Genomic DNA, 13,192 nt, shown 5'->3' with positions numbered 1-13,192 from the left:
TTTCACGCAACGTGAAAAACCGACGGTGTCGATCGGGCCGAGACTGTCGGCGCTCCGGCACCCGGACTCCACATCGCCGAGCGGACTGCTTGACCTCGATTTCGGGCCCGATGCGCCGGTCAACGCGTCCGCTCGGCGCGTCTCGCCCCACTCAAGGTCGGCTCGAGGATGTTCCTCGCATGAGCTCCAGATCGTCGCCCCACTCGTCGATAACGGGGCCGTGCCCAGCAGCTCGGGCATGCGGTTCGAGCTCGACGAAGAGTGATCGAACGGTCCGCGCGGCGTCCTCCGAGCCGGCCCGGATGAGGCGTGGCACGAGCCTTTCGTGAGCCCATTCCGGTTGGCTCAGTGGGTAGCGTTCCAATTCCCAGGCGAGATACTTGTTGTAGGGGCGAACTCGGTTGTGTAGCGCGAAAAGATAGGTGAGGTAATGCGGTACCGCCTCGGCACCGTCCAGGCGAGCAGCGGCCGCATTTCCGTCGCGGTCATTCTTCAGACACCGATAGAGGCTGTTCAGGAACGCGTCGAGAACCGCCGGTGCCCGCCGCGCCACCTCGGCCGGGCTCATTCGGGCTTTCTCGTCGATCAGCGCCGCGATGAGGCCCTCACCAGTGTCCTTGATCACCTTGCACTGAGTGAACGCGTATCGGTTCCACTCCGAGGCGAAGCCGGGCAGTGCGTGCGTACGGAACTCCCTCAGCGGCATCGTTGACACGTCGAGCCGTGAATCTCGGCGATGCTCGGCGGAGAGAAGCCCATCGGCTTCATCAGTGACGACCAGGAGCACGTCGTAGTCCGAATACGCGGTCGTGGCGCCCTCACGAGCCCGAGACCCACTGAGAATCACCCCGAGCACTCGGGGATCATCCTTCGATCGTGCCAAAAGTGCCGCGAACTCGGCAGCAGCTACGTCAGACACAGGCTCAGCCAACCATGGGGCGCGGTCTGACCGCACGCCCTTTCTACGCTCCGACAAAGCCGGCGTTGCTCGCGGCGACCTGGTAGCTGATCAAGGCATGAGCGGGGCGAAAGCCGGCGGTGCGGTAGAGGGTCGGGCCGGATTCGGGGCCGAAGACCTTGATCCGTTCGGCGCCTCGGCGGGCGAGCCGGTCGACGCCCTCCAGCAGCATGGCGGTGGCGAGGCCGCGGCGCTGGAACTCGTCCTCGACCCGCATCGGCTCGACCAGGCCGACCCGGGTGACCGGGTCGAACCAGTAGAGCGAGTAGCCGGCGAGCCGGCCGTCCTCGGTCTGCACGGCCAGGTCGAGCTCAGGGTCGTAGAGGGGGCAGGCCAGCAGGCGTTCGGCGACCTCGGGGCCGTTGCGGCCGCGCATCGGGTGCGGGGCGTCCGGCTGCGTGGTGCGGTCGATGATCTTGAAACCGGGCGCGGGCGCGGGAGGCGAGGCCCGGTCCTCGGGTGCCAGCCAGTCGATCATGCTGCGACCCTGGACGGTGAAGCCCGAGTCCATGATCAGTTCGCTGAAGGACTCGTCGTCCTCCCGTACGGTGAGCTCGACGGTCCCCCGGGCGTACGTCTGCACAAGATCAACAGCGTGCGCCCAGATGACAGCCGGCTCCGGACCAGCGGAACCCGGGACCATGATCGGATCGCACTGCCAGCGATCGTCCCGCCAACTGGTGATCAACACGCCGGCGACGGGGCCGTCGTCGTCGAGCCAGAACGGCCGCGGTACGTCGTCCGACGCTCGCGGCCGCCGGCTCCACCATTGGACGTCCGCAGCCTCCCAGACGCCGCCGTACGGATCGGCCAGCCGGGCCCGCCGCAGCAGGTCGGTGGCCAGGGTCAGCGCCTCGGGACCACTCGCCCACTGCTCCTGCAGCGGCCCGTTCACCGGCTGATCCAGTCCGCCCGAGTGATCGCGTAGACGGTGGCCTCGAACGGCACTCCGTCCTCCTCGAGCACGGCCTCGTGGTCGAGCGTCATCCCGAGTCGGCGCATCACCGCGATGCTGCGGAGATTCGGGGTGTCGGTGACCGAGATGATCCGCGGCAGCCGCATCGATTCGAACCCGTGCTCCAGCCAGGACGCCGCGGCTTCGGTCGCGTAGCCGTGGCCCCAATGTTCGCGGGCCAGGCGCCAGCCGATCTCGTAGTCATCCGGATACCACGGCGTGTGTTGCAGTCCACAGGCCCCGACGAAGGCGCCGTCGACTCGGCGCTCGATCGCCAGGAACCCGGTGCCGTCGGCGGCGTAGCGCTCGTTGACGCCGGACATGATCAGATCGGACTGCTCCCGACTCAGCGGCGATCCCCCGAGATACTTCATCACCTCAGGATCCCGGTTCAGACTGGCCCACGATTCAAGATCATCGTCACGAAAGGGACGCAGGATCAGGCGTTCCGTCGTCCGCACCGTCAGGCCTGGGGCGAGGTCTCGGCCTCGTCGTCGGCGGCCTTCTCCTTCGCCGCCAGCTCCTTCGCGGCCGGGGCGTAGAGGTCGACGTACTCCTGGCCGGAGAGTTCCATGATCGCGTACATGATCTCGTCGGTGATCGAGCGCAGGATGAACCGATCGTCGCTCATCCCGGCATAGCGGGAGAAGTCGAGCGGCTTGCCGAACTTGACGGTCGGGCTGATCACCTTGTGGATGATCTTGCCCGGCGGTGCGATCAGGTCGGTGCCGATCACGGCGGACGGGATCACCGGAACGTCGGCCAGCAGGGCCATCCGGGCCACTCCGGTCCGGCCCTTGTAGAGCCGGCCGTCGTGGCTGCGGGTGCCCTCGGGATAGATGCCGAACAGTTCGCCGCGCTCCAGCACCTTCAAGCCCGCCCGCAGCGCGCCCTCCGACGCCCGGCCACCGCTGCGGTCGATCGGCACCTGCCCGGTGCCGGCGAAGAACCGCTTCTGCGCCCACCCCTTGAGACCGGCGCCGGTGAAGTAGTCGGACTTGGCGACGAAGGTGATCCGCCGGTCCAGGGCGAGCGGCAGGAACAGCCAGTCGGCGTACGAGAGGTGGTTGCTGGCCACGATCGCCGCCCCGGTCGCCGGTACGTTCTCGGCGCCGATCTCGATCGGCCGGAACAGCCGTCGCACGGTCGGCCCGAGCACCACGTTCTTCAGCGCCCAGTAGATGCCCCGGCCGGCGTTGCGGCGCCCACCCGGCGGCCGCGGGTCGACGGTGACCAGCTCGTCGTTCATGTCCTCATCGTGCCCGATCGGCGTCCCGGGAGGGGGAACCCGGCGGCGCGGCGGGCCGATCGCCCGGCAACGGCGGCACGCGCCCGCCCGCCCCGGGCCGCTCCAGCACCGGAGCCTTCAACTCCCGCCCCTCCTCCTCGGCCGACTTCACCGACGCCGCGTACGCGTCGACGTAGACCTGGCCGGACAGCTCCATGATCGAATTCATCACCTCGTCGGTGATCCAGCGCAGCACCTCGCGGTCGTTGCCGGCGGCGGCGTACTGATCGAAACGGAGTGGTTTGCCGAACCGCAGCCCGGGCCGGTGCATCCACGGGATCCCGAACAGCTTGGTCGGCACCAGGTGGGTGTTGATCATGGCCGCCGGGACCACCGACGCGCCGGTCTGCAGCACCAGCCGGGCCACCCCGGTCTTGCCCTTGTAGAGCCGGCCGTCCGGCGACCTGGTGCCCTCCGGGAAGATGCCGAGAACGCCGCCCTCGCGCAGGATGTCGGCGACCTGGTCCATGTCGGAGGCACTGACCCGGCCGCCCGACCGGTCGATCGGCCGGATCCCGATGCTGCGCAGGAACAGTCCCAGCAGGCGCTCCGGCAGCGACTTGCCCTGAAACAGTTCGATCTTGGCCGGGAAGCTCATCGAGCGCCTGATCATCGCCGGGATCAGGAACGTCTCGCCCGCCGACAGATGGTTGCTCGCGATCAGGACCGGGCCCTTCGCCGGAATGTTCTCCTCACCCTCCATCCAGGGCTTGAACAACACCTTCACCAAGGGCCGGACGATCAGCCACTTGAGCACCATGAACAACAATCCGCTGCCTCCTTCACCGGCCCCAACTCTATTCGCGGCGACTAGGGTCGCCTCATGAACACCCCTCGGATGAGTCCGGCGGGTCTCGGCCGGGTGTCGGTACGCCCTGGCGCCGAGGCGTTCCGGGGCGGCACCGGCGAGACCGCGATCCTGCTCTGCCACGGCTTCACCGGGTCGCCGAAGTCGCTCCGGGCCTGGGCCGAGGATCTGATCGGGCGCGGCTACACCGTCGACCTGCCCCGGCTGCCCGGCCACGGGACCGACTGGCGCGAACTCAACGCGACCGACTGGACCGATTGGTACGCGTGCGTCGAGCGCGCCCTCCTCGAGCTGGCCCGGAAGCACCGGACCGTGTTCGTGTTCGGGCTGTCGATGGGCGGCAGCCTGGCCCTGCGACTGGCCGCGGAGCACGCCGACAAGGTCGCCGGGCTGGTCCTGGTGAATCCTTCGGTCCGCAATCCCGACCCCCGGCTGTACGCGCTCCCGGTGCTGCAGCTGCTGACCCCCTCGCTCGCCGGGATCACCAACGACATCGCACTGCCGGGCGTCGACGAGGGCGGCTACGACCGGCTGCCGTTGCGGGCGTTGCGGTCGTTGACCAAGCTCTGGCGAGACGTCTCGGGCCGGCTGGACCAGGTCACCGCACCGCTGCTGCTGTTCCGGTCGGAGATCGACCACGTCGTGGACCCGTCATCGGCCCGACTGATTCTGGAAGCTGTGAATTCGCCCACGACGGAGGAGATCGTGCTCCGCCGTAGCTACCATGTAGCCACCATGGACGCCGACGCCCCGGAGATCTTCGATCGTTCGGCGGCATTCTGCTCGGTCATCGCCGGGGAGGCCCGGTCCGCGGGATCGGAAGGAGTGACGTGATGAGCACGCCCGACTCCGAGCCGGATCGACCGGACAGTCCCGTGGATCCCAGTGATCTCTCGCCCGAGGACCAGAACGAGATCGACCGAACCTTCGCCGAGATCGTCGCCCGCTTCCATACCGCCGACGGCCCGGCGCACGACCCGGAGCCGCTGCCGCCCCGCTCGGACCGCGATCCGGTCGACCCGCCGGAGCCAACGGTCTGGGCCGATGATCACCCCCTGTTCACCTTCGACCCACCGCCACCGCAGCCCGAGCCGGAGCCCGAGGACGAGCGCTACGTTCCGGAGCCGCCGCCACCGCTGCCCCGGCCGTCCTGGCCCACGACGGTCGCCACCGTCTCGATCGGGTACGCGACGCTGGTGATGATCGCCCTGATGTTCGGCGCGCCGCTCCCGGCCTGGGCCGGCATCCTGGCGATCGTCGGCTTCCTGGTCGGCTGCGCGATCATCGTCCTCCGGCTGCCCCGCAACCGGCCGCCCGGCTCGGACGACGGCGCGATCCTCTGACGTCCGTCTCCGAGCGAGCTTGCTGGGACGGTCGCATGCGGCAGGCACCCTTCAGAACACGCTCGAGTACGTCAGCCTCGCCGAACTCCTTTGCGCCCGGGGCTCCCGTGCCCTGCTGCTCGAAGGCTCGACGACCGCGCCGGCGTCGCCGATCAGTCCGGCCTCATGATCACCGAGCAGGACCGGACCCCGATCCACGATCCACGACATCGCCCCGCCGCCGCGAACCCCGGTCGAGCGCACAGTCGCCGAGTAGCGGCGGGGACGCTCGGCACTCCACGGCTCCACCACCCGGGCAGCGTGATCGGCACCAGGTCCTCGGCGGCGCGGTAGATGTGGTCGATCCCGAGCTCGGGAATCTCAATCGTGACAGGGAAAGCGGAAGCGTCGGCGACCAGTTCCGGGGTTACGGTGCCGACGCCACCCGACTCAGATCGAGTGCCGGAGCCTGCCGTCCCTCACCGATGGTCGTGACCCAGATCTGCAGCGCAACGCGATCCGCCGACCGATCGCTGTGCCGACACGAGCGACACAACGATCCTCGCGCCGGCCTCTTGCGCCCGCACCAATGCGTCGAGTGTGAGGTTCCGTACCGATGAAATCCATTCTGAAGCGTCGCAACCGTCACACTCGATGAGCTGATCAGTTGCCGAACCAGCCCGGTGCGTCCAGGCGGAACAGGTCGTCCGGGGTGAGGCGCTGCAGGTCCTGCTCGAAGGCCCGGAACCGTTCCGGACCGATCGTCTCGGCCCATTCGCGGCGCAACCGGTCGAAGATCCGGGCCGAGCGGCGGAGGGCGTCGAGGCCGCGTTCGGTCAGCCGCACGGTGCGGCGCCGGGCGTCGGCCGGGTCGGTGCTTCGGGCCAGGTAACCGAGTCGTTCCAGCTGCTCGATCGTCTTGCCGGCGGCCTGCTTGCTGACGCCCAATCGCCGGGCCAGCTCGACCCCGGTGATCCCGTCCCGGCCGACCGCCTGGAAGACGAACCCGTGCAGCGGGCGCAGGTCCGGGTGGCCCTGCCGGGCCAGCTCGGCGTGCAGCCGGTCGATGATCATCCGGAACCCGAGCAGCAGCCGCAGCGGAAGCTCGAAGCCGGGCGGTTCCCTTGACACGATAGACAACCTCATTGACTATATTGGTCAATCTGATTGACCAAACTATAGAGGGGGAACGATGACCGACGCCATCAGTCGCGCCGACGCGCGACGCACCGAGACGCCGAACGCCGTGATGACCACGCTGGCCTCGCCGACCCAGGGCACAACGAGCCTTGCGGTGTGGCGGGTCGAGATGAAAGCCGGGAAGACGGGGCCCGACCACGCCTTCGACGCCGAGCAGGTCTGGACCTGGCTGTCCGGGGCGGCCACGGTGTCGGTCGACGCGCGGGCGATCGACGTCCGCGAGGGCGACACGCTGGTGATCCCGGCCGGAGTGTGGCGGCAGGTGCACACCGACGCCGGGTTCACCGCCGTCGTGGCGGCCGCCGGCGGTTCCCGCGTCACCACGAAGGACGGTCGTGATCCGTTCGTGCCGCCCTGGATCGCCTGACCCGCACCGGGCCGGGGTGGACTCGGGCTCGGCCCTTCGACAGGCTCAGGGGACGTTGGGGCCGCGGCCGCGCAGGATGCGCCGGGGCTTCCGCTTCCGGCGGCGCGGCCAGAAGCCGGAGCCCGAACCGGGCGGCTCCGACATCGAGACCCGGGCCAGGTCGGCCGCGCCGATCAGGCCGGCGTCGTTGCGGAAGGAGGCCAGCGCGACGGTGGCGGTCGGCCGGTAGCCGCGGCCGGTCAGGGTCCGCTCGAACGCGTGCCGAGCCGGCTGCAGCAGCAGGTCGCCGGCCGCGCTGACCCCGCCGCCGATCACGAACAGGTCCGGATCGAGGGCGGCCGCGAGATTGGCAATCCCCTGCCCCAGCCACTGGCCGACGTCGGCCAGCAGTTCGATCGCGGTCGGCTCGCCCTCCAGCGCCAGCGCCGTCACGCCCGGCCCGGTGATCTGCTCGATGTCGCCGTTCACCGACTCGAGCAGCCGGTACGCCAGCGGCGACCTGGTCCGGGCCAGCTCCCGGGCCTCGCGGACCAGGGCGTTGCCGGAGGCGTATTGCTCCCAGCAGCCGCGGTTGCCGCACTCGCACCGGTGCCCGCCGGGCACGCTGATCATGTGGCCCCACTCGCCGGCCATGCCGTACGTGCCGCGGAACAGCTGCCCGTTGACCACCAGCCCGCCGCCGATGCCGGTGCCCAGCGTGATGCAGATCATCACCGAGGCCCCCTGTCCGGAGCCGAACCGGTATTCGGCCCAGGCTGCGGCGTTGGCGTCGTTGTCGACGATCAGCGGTACGTCGATCCGCGACTCCAGCCGGGCCTTCAGCGGCTCCGACCGCCAGGCGAGGTGGGGCGAGAACCGGATCGTGGCCTGGTCGCTGTCGACCCAGCCGGCCGCGCCGATCCCGACCGCGTCCACCGTGTGCCGGCTGCGCAGGTCGTTCACCACGTCGACGATGGCGTCCTCGACCGCCTGCGGGCTGTGCGTCGGCGTCGGGACGACCAGCCGATCGGTCACCGCACCCTTGTCGTCGACCACTCCGGCAGCGACCTTGGTGCCCCCGATGTCGACACCGATCGCCGTGGTCGTCTCGCGGGGCGTGATCATCCTTCGACGCGCCGCTTCAGCCCCTTCAGGGCGCCGTCGATGATCGTCTTCTCCGCCTTGCGCTTGAACATCCCGATCATCGGCAGGTTGACGTCGACGGTGAGCCGGTAGGTGACCGTGCTGCCGTCGCCCGCGGCCGCCAGTTCGTAGCTGCCGTCCATGGCCTTGAGCAGCGATCCCTCGACCAGCTTCCAGTCGACCCGCTCCGGCTGCCAGGCGTAGCGGAGCACGTAGGTGTCCGAGACGAGCGGGTGCTGCAGCGTCATCCGTACCGTCTCGGCACGACCGTCGGCCCCGGTCGAGAGCACCTCGGCGCTCCGCATCGAGTCGACCCATTCCGGGTAGTGCTCGAAGTCGGCGATGACGTCCATGATCGCCACCGGCGGGGCACCGATCCGGATGCTGGCGCTGGTCTGTTCGCTCACCCGGAACACCCTAATGTCCGGCGACCGGCCGGGGATGTACCGCCCAGATAGCTTGCCGGTTGCGGGAGCCCGGACGTGCACGTCGGAACCCTCGGCGATCACGCGGCAGCGCTCACGCCTCGTCCCGTCGCGTCACGCACGCCCTGGCACCGGCAAGCTACCTGGGCGGCACACCCCGCGGGGGCGCCGACCGTCAGGTGCCGGCTACTCGGTCTCGTCGGCGAGCTGCGGCATGGCGCCCAGGTCCCGTCGAGCCCGCTCCCGCCGAATCACCTCGCGCAGAGCCAGCTCGACGGCACGCCGCGCGGTCCGCACGCCGAGCACCGACTTGGCCCGTTCGAGCAGATGGACCTCGACGTCGACGGTCGTCGACCCGGACGACTCCGACTCGGTTCGTGTCCCCTTCATCGTCAACCACCCGGAGCAGCTGAGCCGTGACGGAAGACTGTTGACCTGTCCATGGTTTCTCCCCCCGCTCTCCCTGTTGTCACCTTCCATTGTTCCTGGTCAGTGTTGGCGGACCTGTTGTCCGACCGCCGGCGGGTGTCCACCGTGACGCGGAGGTGTCATCCGGCGCCCGGCCGCGGCCGGTCCAGCCGGTCAGCGAGCCGGCGACCTGCCTCGATCAGTTCGTCCGGTGCGACCAGGTCCAGCTCGACGTCGAAGAACCCGAACCAGGCCGCCAGGCCGCCCCAGGTCCAGGAACTTGCGGTGACCCGGCACCGGTCCGGACCGTCCGATTCGACGACCGCATCGGACCCGACCCAGGGCAGCACCTGCTCGGCCGGCAGGTGCAGCACGGCAGTGCCGCGGCAGAGCAAAGGGCCGCCGCCGATTCGTTCGGAGAGAAACTCGGCCGGGCCGTCGGCGGGCAACTGCCTCGGCTCGAACCGCGGCCCGGTCGGGGTCCGGGTCCGGAGCCGGTCTACCCGGAAGGTCCGCCAGTCGGCGCGGTCGGCATCCCAGCCGATCAGGTACCAGCGCCCGCCCCGGGCCACGACATGGTGCGGCTCGACCCGCCGGACGACCGTCCCGTCCCGGCCCGGATAGTCGAAGCGCAGCACCTCTCGGCGCCGGATCGCCTGGGCGATCGCGATCAGTTCGTCCGGCTTGACCGGCTCCCGCCCGGAGCGCGTCGCGCTCACCTCCAGCAGGTCCAGCCGAACCCGGAGCCGGGCCGGCAGGACCTGCCGGATGCCGGCCAGGGCCCGGTCGGCCGAGTCGGCCAGTCCGGCGATCGAGTCGGGCATCGTCCGCAGGGCCACCGCGATGGCCAGCACCTGGTCGTCGTCGAACAGCAGCGGCGGCAGGTCATAACCGGGCACCAGCCGGTAGCCGCCGTCCGGGCCGGTCAGTGATTCGACGGCATACCCGGCGTCGCGCAGCCGGTCCAGGTCGCGGCGCAGCGTCCGCGGGCTGATCTCGAGCCGTTCGGCCAGCTCGCTCGCCGGCCAGCGGCGGCCGCCCTGGAGCAGCGAGAGCAGGCCGAGCAACCGGGTCGGCGCCATTGGACTCCTCTCCCCGTTCGTCGATGATCCTTCCAGTTGTGGTCAGAATCCGTCCACAACCATCTCTAACGTCGGTCTCACCCGCGACCGAAGGAGATTCGTCATGAGCCAGTTGAAGCCCGTCCCGGACGGCTACCACACCGTCACCCCGTGGATCCTCGGCCAGGACACGGCCGGTCTGATCGACTTCCTGACCACGGTCTTCGACGCCGTGGACCTCGGCCGGATGACCGACGAGGAAGGCCGGATCGGGCATGCCGAGGTACGGATCGGCGACTCGGTGGTGTTGATGTTCGACGTCCCGGACTGGCCGCCGACGCCCGCCTTCCTCCGCCTGTACGTCAGCGACGTGCAGGCCGTCCACGACCGCGCCGTCGCGGGCGGCGGGACCTCGGTGACCGAGCCGACACACGTCTTCTGGGGCGACCGGATCGCCCGGGTCACCGATCCGTACGGCAACCTCTATTGGCTGATGCAGCGGATCGAGGAGGTCGACGACGCCGAGGCGACTCGCCGGCTGTCCGACCCCGAGTTCAGGAAGAACCTCGAGTACGTGCAGGGAACGCTGTACTTCCCTCCAACTCGTCCTTGAGCCCGAACATCGCGGTGCGCCAGCGGCGGCCGGCGTTGCGCCGGTGCAGCAGGTCGCGGCGGCCGGCCAGCGGTCCGTTCCGCAGCCAGTCCCGGCGGGGCGGCCGGGTCCGGAGCCAGAAGTGGATCACGGCACCGCCGCCCGGCCGCGCCTCGATCCACCACTCGCAGCTGCCGGTGAGCAGCCCGGTGACGACGGCCCGTACTCCCTCGACGCCGCGGTCATCGTACGGAAGGAGGCGCAGTCCGCCGGCCCACTGGGCCTGCCAGGCCGGGTCGGCGAGGGCGGCGGCGATCCGGGCCGGGTCGGCACGGATGAAGGTCTCGGCCTCGATCGCGGTCAGGCTCGGTCCCGTGGAAATGCTCATGTGATCAACTCTCGCAGAGTCGCGCGGGCCCGGTCCGACCCGAACCCGGCCAGCGCATGATCACGGCCGGCCCGCCCCATCCTGCGGCGCAGTTCGGGGTCCTTGATCAACTCCAGCAGCCGGTCGGCGAGTCGATCATGGTCCAGCGGATCGACCACCCAGCCGGAGACGCCGTCGCGCACGGTCTCCGGTGCTCCGCCGGAGTCCCCGACCAGGATCGGCAGACCGGTCGCAGCCGCCTCCAGGAAGATCAGCCCGAGGCCTTCCGGTTCCAGGCCGGCCAGCCGGGTCCGGACCGGCAGCGCGAACAGGTCCGCACCGCGCAGCACCTCGGCCACCTGCGGCCGGGTCAGCGGGCCGGTCCAGCGGACCGTGCCGGCGATCTTCAGGTCGCCGGCCAGCGCCTGCAGCCGCCGGCGTTGCGGACCGTCGCCGACGATGATCAACTCGGCACCGCCGCCGAGTTCGGCCTGGACTCGCCGCCAGGCCCGGAGCAGGACGTCGATTCCCTTCCGGGCCACGAACCTGGCGGCCGCGACACAGCGGACCACCCCGTCGGGCGTCCGGTCTCCCGGGTGGAACACGGCCGGGTCGACCGGCGGCGGCATCATGATCAACTTCCGGCCCTGGTCGGGCGGCATGGCTGCCCGCAGCCGGTCGCCGGTGAACTCGGAGATCACGGTCAGCCGGTCCAGTCCGGCGACCATCCGGCGCAGCAGGACCCGGCTCGGCGGCAGCCGGGCCCACCAGAGCTCGTGGCCGTGGCTGATCCCGATGATCTTGGTCGCGCCGGCCGCGCGCAGCGAGGGCGCGAGCAGGCTGAGCGGTGCGGCAGCGCCGAAGATCACCCGCTCCGCCCCGTACCGCCGCAGCAGTCCGGCCGCGTCCGCGGCGACCGCCGGTGCCGGCAGCAACACCGGATCCCGCCGGTGGATCGGGAAGCCGGCCGCTCGGTCGTACGCCTCGCTGCCCGGCACCCGACAGGTCAGCACGACGACGTCGTGATCAAGGAAGCGGCAGACGTCCTCGACGAACGACTCGATGCCGCCGATCCGCGGACCGAAGTCGTTGGTGATCACCAGCGTGGTGCCCGGCGTGCTCATCGCGGCTCGGTGAGGTCCCGTACCCACTCGGCCCGGAACTCGGCCAGGCCGATCCCCGCCGTCGCCCGGAGCGCCCGGTCGACCGGCTGGCCGGCGCCGGCCGCCACGACGAAGCGGTTCAGCACGTCGTCGCCGTAGCGCCGGGCGATCAGGCGACAGGCGGACCAGGCCAGCAGGTAGGCCCGATCGAGATCACCCCGCCGGAAGGTGTCGTCGCCGGGCAGTCGGTCCGGCGCGCCGTCGGACCGGATGGTGTCCCGCAGGCTCTGTTCGGCGGCGGCCCGCAGCTCCGGCGAGCCCGCGTACGCGACGTGGTCGGCGAAGCCCTCGACCAGCCAGAGCGGTGCCGGCGAGCCGGCGTCGTAGCGGGCCAGGTGGGTCACCTCGTGGGTCAGCAACAGCTCCAAGGCCCGCGGGTCGTGCACCGGCTGGTCCGGGTTGACGACGATCCGTACCGCGATCCGTTCCCGGCGCGGGTCGGCGATCCCCTCGGCCCAGGCGACGGCCGCGTAGCCGGAGTGACTGCCCGGCTCGCCGCCGAGCAACCGGTCGTAGCCGGCGCCGTCGGCCGGCAGTTCGACGACGACGACGCCGGTCCAGCCCTGGCGCATCGACGCCGGCAGCGCGTCGGCCACCCGGTCGGCGGCCCGGTCGGCCTGATCCGCCCAGAGGCCGGCCCGGCTCTGGTCGACCCGGCCGGTGGCGACCACCGTGGCCTGCCCCTGCCGGAACAGCCGGAGCGGGTCCGCCCACCAACTCGGCCGGGCGGCGGGAGCCGCCGCCGGTGCCACCGCGGCGACCCTCGCGGCGCCGTCCGAACCAGCCCGGAAGCTGAACCGCGCCAGGTGGCTCGCGATCCCCGAGTCGCCGGGAACGGCCCAGTCGATCGTGATCTCGGCGGCCCCGGCCGGGTCGAGCGGGCCCGCGGTCAGGGTGAACCGCGTGACGTCCAGCGCCGTGAGGTTGGCCCACCACAGGTCGGCCGTCCGGCCCAGCGCCTCGTCATCGGCCGCGAACCGCGCCCGGAAGTCGTCCGGCCGCCGGTCGCGGACCGCGACCTCGATCCCGCGCAGCGTCTGCTCGGCGACCTCCTGGCTCGGCGGCGTCACCGGCGGCGACGGCGGGACCGAGCACCCGGTCACGAGAAACGCCCACGTGACCAGGACTGCGGTCACGTGGGCGATTCGTACCCGAT

General features: G+C 70.6%; 18 protein-coding genes. 4 read left to right on the top strand and 14 right to left on the bottom strand.

Annotated elements, in window-relative coordinates; genetic code table 11:
• Window positions 1–151: 151 nt before the first annotated feature.
• The 5 genes from BKA15_RS30435 to BKA15_RS30415 are packed head-to-tail and all read right to left on the bottom strand — an operon-like array spanning window position 152 to window position 3,961.
• Window positions 152–919, bottom strand: coding sequence for an aminoglycoside 6-adenylyltransferase (locus BKA15_RS30435; protein WP_179757404.1), 768 nt, complete (start codon window positions 917–919; stop codon window positions 152–154).
• 43 nt (window positions 920–962) lie between these two features.
• Window positions 963–1,853: a GNAT family N-acetyltransferase gene (locus BKA15_RS37085; protein WP_179757402.1), complete on the bottom strand. Its 891-nt coding sequence runs from the start codon at window positions 1,851–1,853 to the stop codon at window positions 963–965.
• On the bottom strand, window positions 1,850–2,374 hold the full coding sequence (locus BKA15_RS30425) for a GNAT family N-acetyltransferase (protein ID WP_179757400.1): 525 nt from the start codon (window positions 2,372–2,374) through the stop codon (window positions 1,850–1,852). Before BKA15_RS30425 ends, BKA15_RS37085 begins: the two co-directional genes overlap by 4 nt.
• Window positions 2,375–2,376: 2 nt before the next feature.
• Window positions 2,377–3,162 (bottom strand): lysophospholipid acyltransferase family protein, encoded by a 786-nt coding sequence (locus tag BKA15_RS30420; protein WP_179757398.1) that lies wholly within the window; start codon window positions 3,160–3,162, stop codon window positions 2,377–2,379.
• A gap of 4 nt (window positions 3,163–3,166) precedes the next feature.
• Window positions 3,167–3,961, bottom strand: coding sequence for a lysophospholipid acyltransferase family protein (locus BKA15_RS30415; RefSeq protein WP_246323341.1), 795 nt, complete (start codon window positions 3,959–3,961; stop codon window positions 3,167–3,169).
• A gap of 63 nt (window positions 3,962–4,024) precedes the next feature.
• On the opposite strand from BKA15_RS30415, the gene BKA15_RS30410 reads away from it, so the two are divergent.
• Window positions 4,025–4,843 (top strand): alpha/beta hydrolase, encoded by an 819-nt coding sequence (locus BKA15_RS30410; protein ID WP_246322456.1) that lies wholly within the window; start codon window positions 4,025–4,027, stop codon window positions 4,841–4,843.
• Window positions 4,843–5,352, top strand: a complete 510-nt coding sequence (locus tag BKA15_RS30405) for a hypothetical protein (RefSeq protein WP_179757394.1) — start codon at window positions 4,843–4,845, stop codon at window positions 5,350–5,352. Before BKA15_RS30410 ends, BKA15_RS30405 begins: the two co-directional genes overlap by 1 nt.
• A gap of 51 nt (window positions 5,353–5,403) precedes the next feature.
• Here the strand turns inward: BKA15_RS30405 and BKA15_RS30400 are convergent, their stop codons facing one another.
• Together BKA15_RS30400 and BKA15_RS30395 are read right to left on the bottom strand one after the other, a co-directional pair.
• Window positions 5,404–5,643: a hypothetical protein gene (locus BKA15_RS30400; protein ID WP_179757392.1), complete on the bottom strand. Its 240-nt coding sequence runs from the start codon at window positions 5,641–5,643 to the stop codon at window positions 5,404–5,406.
• 351 nt (window positions 5,644–5,994) lie between these two features.
• Window positions 5,995–6,462, bottom strand: coding sequence for a MarR family winged helix-turn-helix transcriptional regulator (locus tag BKA15_RS30395; protein ID WP_179757390.1), 468 nt, complete (start codon window positions 6,460–6,462; stop codon window positions 5,995–5,997).
• A gap of 61 nt (window positions 6,463–6,523) precedes the next feature.
• Between BKA15_RS30395 and BKA15_RS30390 the strand changes: the two genes are divergently transcribed.
• On the top strand, window positions 6,524–6,898 hold the full coding sequence (locus BKA15_RS30390) for a cupin domain-containing protein (RefSeq protein WP_179757388.1): 375 nt from the start codon (window positions 6,524–6,526) through the stop codon (window positions 6,896–6,898).
• Between the two features lie 45 nt (window positions 6,899–6,943).
• Here BKA15_RS30390 and BKA15_RS30385 read toward each other — a convergent pair whose 3' ends face one another.
• The 4 genes from BKA15_RS30385 to BKA15_RS30370 form a co-directional block, all read right to left on the bottom strand.
• Window positions 6,944–8,002, bottom strand: coding sequence for an ROK family glucokinase (locus BKA15_RS30385; protein WP_179757386.1), 1,059 nt, complete (start codon window positions 8,000–8,002; stop codon window positions 6,944–6,946).
• Window positions 7,999–8,427, bottom strand: a complete 429-nt coding sequence (locus BKA15_RS30380) for an SRPBCC family protein (RefSeq protein WP_179757385.1) — start codon at window positions 8,425–8,427, stop codon at window positions 7,999–8,001. Before BKA15_RS30380 ends, BKA15_RS30385 begins: the two co-directional genes overlap by 4 nt.
• Window positions 8,428–8,631: 204 nt before the next feature.
• Complete coding sequence (locus BKA15_RS30375; protein ID WP_179757383.1) at window positions 8,632–8,835, bottom strand: type II toxin-antitoxin system VapB family antitoxin; 204 nt, start codon at window positions 8,833–8,835, stop codon at window positions 8,632–8,634.
• 158 nt (window positions 8,836–8,993) lie between these two features.
• The gene (locus BKA15_RS30370; protein WP_179757381.1) at window positions 8,994–9,935 is read right to left on the bottom strand and encodes a helix-turn-helix transcriptional regulator; all 942 of its coding nucleotides are present in this window, start codon (window positions 9,933–9,935) and stop codon (window positions 8,994–8,996) included.
• A gap of 103 nt (window positions 9,936–10,038) precedes the next feature.
• Between BKA15_RS30370 and BKA15_RS30365 the strand changes: the two genes are divergently transcribed.
• Window positions 10,039–10,527, top strand: a complete 489-nt coding sequence (locus tag BKA15_RS30365) for a VOC family protein (protein ID WP_179757379.1) — start codon at window positions 10,039–10,041, stop codon at window positions 10,525–10,527.
• Here BKA15_RS30365 and BKA15_RS30360 read toward each other — a convergent pair.
• Genes BKA15_RS30360 through BKA15_RS30350 form a run of 3 tightly spaced genes read right to left on the bottom strand, consistent with a single transcriptional unit; the run spans window position 10,469 to window position 13,172 of the window.
• Complete coding sequence (locus tag BKA15_RS30360; protein ID WP_179757378.1) at window positions 10,469–10,894, bottom strand: polyketide cyclase / dehydrase and lipid transport; 426 nt, start codon at window positions 10,892–10,894, stop codon at window positions 10,469–10,471. The two genes, BKA15_RS30365 and BKA15_RS30360, sit on opposite strands and share 59 nt — an antisense overlap.
• The gene (locus tag BKA15_RS30355) at window positions 10,891–11,997 is read right to left on the bottom strand and encodes a glycosyltransferase family 4 protein (RefSeq protein WP_179757376.1); all 1,107 of its coding nucleotides are present in this window, start codon (window positions 11,995–11,997) and stop codon (window positions 10,891–10,893) included. Before BKA15_RS30355 ends, BKA15_RS30360 begins: the two co-directional genes overlap by 4 nt.
• Entirely contained in the window at window positions 11,994–13,172 is a 1,179-nt protein-coding gene (locus BKA15_RS30350) for a hypothetical protein (protein WP_179757374.1), read from the bottom strand. Before BKA15_RS30350 ends, BKA15_RS30355 begins: the two co-directional genes overlap by 4 nt.
• Window positions 13,173–13,192: the final 20 nt, after the last annotated feature.

It is taken from the genome of Microlunatus parietis (assembly GCF_013407955.1).
In the GTDB taxonomy this organism is placed as follows: Bacteria; Actinomycetota; Actinomycetes; order Propionibacteriales; family Propionibacteriaceae; genus Microlunatus; species Microlunatus parietis.
The sequence above is the reverse complement of the archived record's forward strand: the minus strand, read 5'-3'. Positions and strand labels throughout refer to the sequence as shown.

Bases quoted from the DNA above. Each gene is read 5' to 3' on its own strand.
- BKA15_RS30420 (WP_179757398.1), bottom strand. From the start codon at position 3,162: ATGAACGACGAGCTGGTCACCGTCGACCCGCGGCCGCCGGGTGGGCGC.
- BKA15_RS30415 (WP_246323341.1), bottom strand. From the start codon at position 3,961: ATGGTGCTCAAGTGGCTGATCGTCCGGCCCTTGGTGAAGGTGTTGTTC.
- BKA15_RS30410 (WP_246322456.1), top strand. From the start codon at position 4,025: ATGAACACCCCTCGGATGAGTCCGGCGGGTCTCGGCCGGGTGTCGGTA.
- BKA15_RS30405 (WP_179757394.1), top strand. From the start codon at position 4,843: ATGAGCACGCCCGACTCCGAGCCGGATCGACCGGACAGTCCCGTGGAT.
- BKA15_RS30390 (WP_179757388.1), top strand. From the start codon at position 6,524: ATGACCGACGCCATCAGTCGCGCCGACGCGCGACGCACCGAGACGCCG.
- BKA15_RS30385 (WP_179757386.1), bottom strand. From the start codon at position 8,002: ATGATCACGCCCCGCGAGACGACCACGGCGATCGGTGTCGACATCGGG.
- BKA15_RS30375 (WP_179757383.1), bottom strand. From the start codon at position 8,835: ATGAAGGGGACACGAACCGAGTCGGAGTCGTCCGGGTCGACGACCGTC.
- BKA15_RS30370 (WP_179757381.1), bottom strand. From the start codon at position 9,935: ATGGCGCCGACCCGGTTGCTCGGCCTGCTCTCGCTGCTCCAGGGCGGC.
- BKA15_RS30365 (WP_179757379.1), top strand. From the start codon at position 10,039: ATGAGCCAGTTGAAGCCCGTCCCGGACGGCTACCACACCGTCACCCCG.
- BKA15_RS30360 (WP_179757378.1), bottom strand. From the start codon at position 10,894: ATGAGCATTTCCACGGGACCGAGCCTGACCGCGATCGAGGCCGAGACC.
- BKA15_RS30355 (WP_179757376.1), bottom strand. From the start codon at position 11,997: ATGAGCACGCCGGGCACCACGCTGGTGATCACCAACGACTTCGGTCCG.